Here is a 2,625-nt window from a genome sequence, read left to right on the forward strand (position 1 = left end):
CGCAGCATTTTGGCCTCGCGTAGCACCCGATAAAAGGTCGATTCGGAGGCCAGATACACACCGCGGTCCGCCAGCAGGGGCACGATTTGGTGAGGCGATTTATCGCGAAACTCCGGGCTGTTCGCGGCCTTGAGAACCTGCGCGCGCTCGACCGCACTCAACTTATTGGCCGGGGAGGTGCGCGGGCCCTGACGTCGGTCAGAGCCCCCACCCCGGGCGCGCCAGCGCTCAAGGGTGCGCTTGTTCAACCCCAGTACTTTGCAGATGGACGAGAGTCTGGCGCCGTCGCGCTGCGCCTCCTCCGCCCAGCTCAGCACCGTTAACCTTTCGTCTTCGTCGTGTCGTCGTCCTCGTCCTCCGAGAAATACGCCTTGAGCTTTCCCTGCAAAACCAGCAACGCCGCCGCCTCCGCCAGGGCCTTCTCCTTACGGGCGAGCTCTTTTTTGACCCGTTTGAGTTCTTTGTTTTCAGGCTCCGCGGCCTTTTGTTTCTGCGGCGAAAGCCCTTTTTCGGCAGCCTCCAAAACCTCCTGCCGAAGGCGCACCAAATCAGCCTCATGAAGCCCTTCCCGGCGCAGAAACGCGCCGAGCTCCTCCTCCGAGAGGCCGGCGGCTTCCATCACAATACGAATCTTCTCTTTGGGTGGTTTGCTGCGCCTTCTCCCGGACTTTCCGCTCACACTACCTCCGTTTACCGCTTCTCTGCGCCACCGGCCCAGCGTCGCTCGTGCCACACCCGTCTCTTCCATCAACTCGGCGACAGAGCTGCGCTCCGGCCCGAACATCTTCTGCACCACACGTTCTCTAAATCCCGCTGAATACGCCATGATAACCTCACGTTGCCGCCCCCAAATGGTTTGGAAAGTTCATGCGGCAACTACGCTGACACAGGGGGTAGCTCGTTCTCGTTCTCGTTCTCGTACTCGTACTCGTACTCGTTCTCGGACTCGTTCTCGTAGCTCGTAGCTCGTAGCTCGGGCTGGTGCACGAACTCGTGGCTCGTAGGACCAGGCCGAACTCGCGAGGCGATAGGTCTAGAGTTTAGAGAGCATCGCGCCGATTCGGCGGAGTTTGTTCTGTTGTTCGACCTTATTCTGGAAAGGCAAGAGGTCGAGGCACGCGCAGAATTCGGCGGCCGAGCCGAGGGCGATGCGGAAGTGATGAGCGCGCGACTGTCCGACGCGCGAGGCGCCCTCCGCGATGTTCAAGAGCAAGGACTCCGATGCGCGAAGGGTTTGCTCTTTGAGGTTCGAGCGCCCCACGGGAAATTTCTCGTTGTTCAGCCATTCGACGACTTCTCTCGCAACCTGATAGCAGTCCAGTCGTTCGTGATTGAAGTGATGCATGCCAGCCTCCGCAAGGATTAGAGAATTGGGATGGGGGCCGCGACCACACCGACTCGCCCCGCTCTGTTGTCGAGCGCTTCCCCGCCGGATTTCCTCTTCCCCCAAAATTTCCGCCTCGCCCCCGAGCTCGAGCACCAGCTCGAGTTCGTGCACGAGTACCAGCACGAGTTCGAGAACGAGTACGAGTACGAGCACCAGCTCGAGTTCGTGCCCGAGTACGAGCACGAGAACGAGAACGAGTACGAGTACGAGTACGAGTACGAGAACGAGAACGAGTTCGTGCACGAGTACCAGCACGAGTTCGTGCACGAGAACGAGTTCGTGCACGAGTACGAGAACGAGAACGAGTTCGTGCACGAGTACCAGCACGAGCACGAGTTCGTGCACCCCCTGTGTCAGCGTAGTTGCCGCATGAACTTTCCAAACCATTTGGGGGCGGCAACGTGAGGTTATCATGGCGTATTCAGCGGGATTTAGAGAACGTGTGGTGCAGAAGATGTTCGGGCCGGAGCGCAGCTCTGTCGCCGAGTTGATGGAAGAGACGGGTGTGGCACGAGCGACGCTGGGCCGGTGGCGCAGAGAAGCGGTAAACGGAGGTAGTGTGAGCGGAAAGTCCGGGAGAAGGCGCAGCAAACCACCCAAAGAGAAGATTCGTATTGTGATGGAAGCCGCCGGCCTCTCGGAGGAGGAGCTCGGCGCGTTTCTGCGCCGGGAAGGGCTTCATGAGGCTGATTTGGTGCGCCTTCGGCAGGAGGTTTTGGAGGCTGCCGAAAAAGGGCTTTCGCCGCAGAAACAAAAGGCCGCGGAGCCTGAAAACAAAGAACTCAAACGGGTCAAAAAAGAGCTCGCCCGTAAGGAGAAGGCCCTGGCGGAGGCGGCGGCGTTGCTGGTTTTGCAGGGAAAGCTCAAGGCGTATTTCTCGGAGGACGAGGACGACGACACGACGAAGACGAAAGGTTAACGGTGCTGAGCTGGGCGGAGGAGGCGCAGCGCGACGGCGCCAGACTCTCGTCCATCTGCAAAGTACTGGGGTTGAACAAGCGCACCCTTGAGCGCTGGCGCGCCCGGGGTGGGGGCTCTGACCGACGTCAGGGCCCGCGCACCTCCCCGGCCAATAAGTTGAGTGCGGTCGAGCGCGCGCAGGTTCTCAAGGCCGCGAACAGCCCGGAGTTTCGCGATAAATCGCCTCACCAAATCGTGCCCCTGCTGGCGGACCGCGGTGTGTATCTGGCCTCCGAATCGACCTTTTATCGGGTGCTACGCGAGGCCAAAATGCTGCG

Annotated in this window: 6 protein-coding genes; 3 read left to right on the forward strand and 3 right to left on the reverse strand. The window is 60.2% G+C overall.

Annotated features, from left to right (window positions below; all coding sequences use genetic code 11):
- The 3 genes from DL240_RS19485 to DL240_RS20165 form a co-directional block, all read right to left on the reverse strand.
- Positions 1–317, reverse strand: a 317-nt coding sequence (locus DL240_RS19485; RefSeq protein ID WP_146618416.1) for a helix-turn-helix domain-containing protein, incomplete at its 3' end; no start/stop codon positions are given.
- A gap of 2 nt (positions 318–319) precedes the next feature.
- Entirely contained in the window at positions 320–826 is a 507-nt protein-coding gene (locus DL240_RS19845) for a helix-turn-helix domain-containing protein (RefSeq protein WP_146618290.1), read from the reverse strand.
- 207 nt (positions 827–1,033) lie between these two features.
- Positions 1,034–1,345, reverse strand: a complete 312-nt coding sequence (locus DL240_RS20165) for a four helix bundle protein (protein ID WP_158542812.1) — start codon at positions 1,343–1,345, stop codon at positions 1,034–1,036.
- A gap of 30 nt (positions 1,346–1,375) precedes the next feature.
- On the opposite strand from DL240_RS20165, the gene DL240_RS20170 reads away from it, so the two are divergent.
- From DL240_RS20170 to DL240_RS19505, 3 genes are all read left to right on the forward strand, one after another.
- Complete coding sequence (locus DL240_RS20170) at positions 1,376–1,792, forward strand: hypothetical protein (RefSeq protein ID WP_158542814.1); 417 nt, start codon at positions 1,376–1,378, stop codon at positions 1,790–1,792.
- A 7-nt stretch (positions 1,793–1,799) separates the two neighbouring features.
- Positions 1,800–2,306, forward strand: coding sequence for a helix-turn-helix domain-containing protein (locus DL240_RS19850; RefSeq protein ID WP_146618290.1), 507 nt, complete (start codon positions 1,800–1,802; stop codon positions 2,304–2,306).
- 2 nt (positions 2,307–2,308) lie between these two features.
- Positions 2,309–2,625: helix-turn-helix domain-containing protein (locus DL240_RS19505; RefSeq protein ID WP_146618416.1), on the forward strand; the 317-nt coding region annotated here is incomplete at its 3' end.

Origin of the sequence: Lujinxingia litoralis (assembly GCF_003260125.1) — a bacterium.
GTDB lineage: Bacteria > Myxococcota_A > Bradymonadia > Bradymonadales > Bradymonadaceae > Lujinxingia > Lujinxingia litoralis.

Coding starts and splice junctions, on each gene's coding strand:
- DL240_RS19845 (WP_146618290.1), bottom strand. CDS start 826: ATGGCGTATTCAGCGGGATTTAGAGAACGTGTGGTGCAGAAGATGTTC.
- DL240_RS19850 (WP_146618290.1), top strand. CDS start 1,800: ATGGCGTATTCAGCGGGATTTAGAGAACGTGTGGTGCAGAAGATGTTC.
- DL240_RS20170 (WP_158542814.1), top strand. CDS start 1,376: ATGGGGGCCGCGACCACACCGACTCGCCCCGCTCTGTTGTCGAGCGCT.
- DL240_RS20165 (WP_158542812.1), bottom strand. CDS start 1,345: ATGCATCACTTCAATCACGAACGACTGGACTGCTATCAGGTTGCGAGA.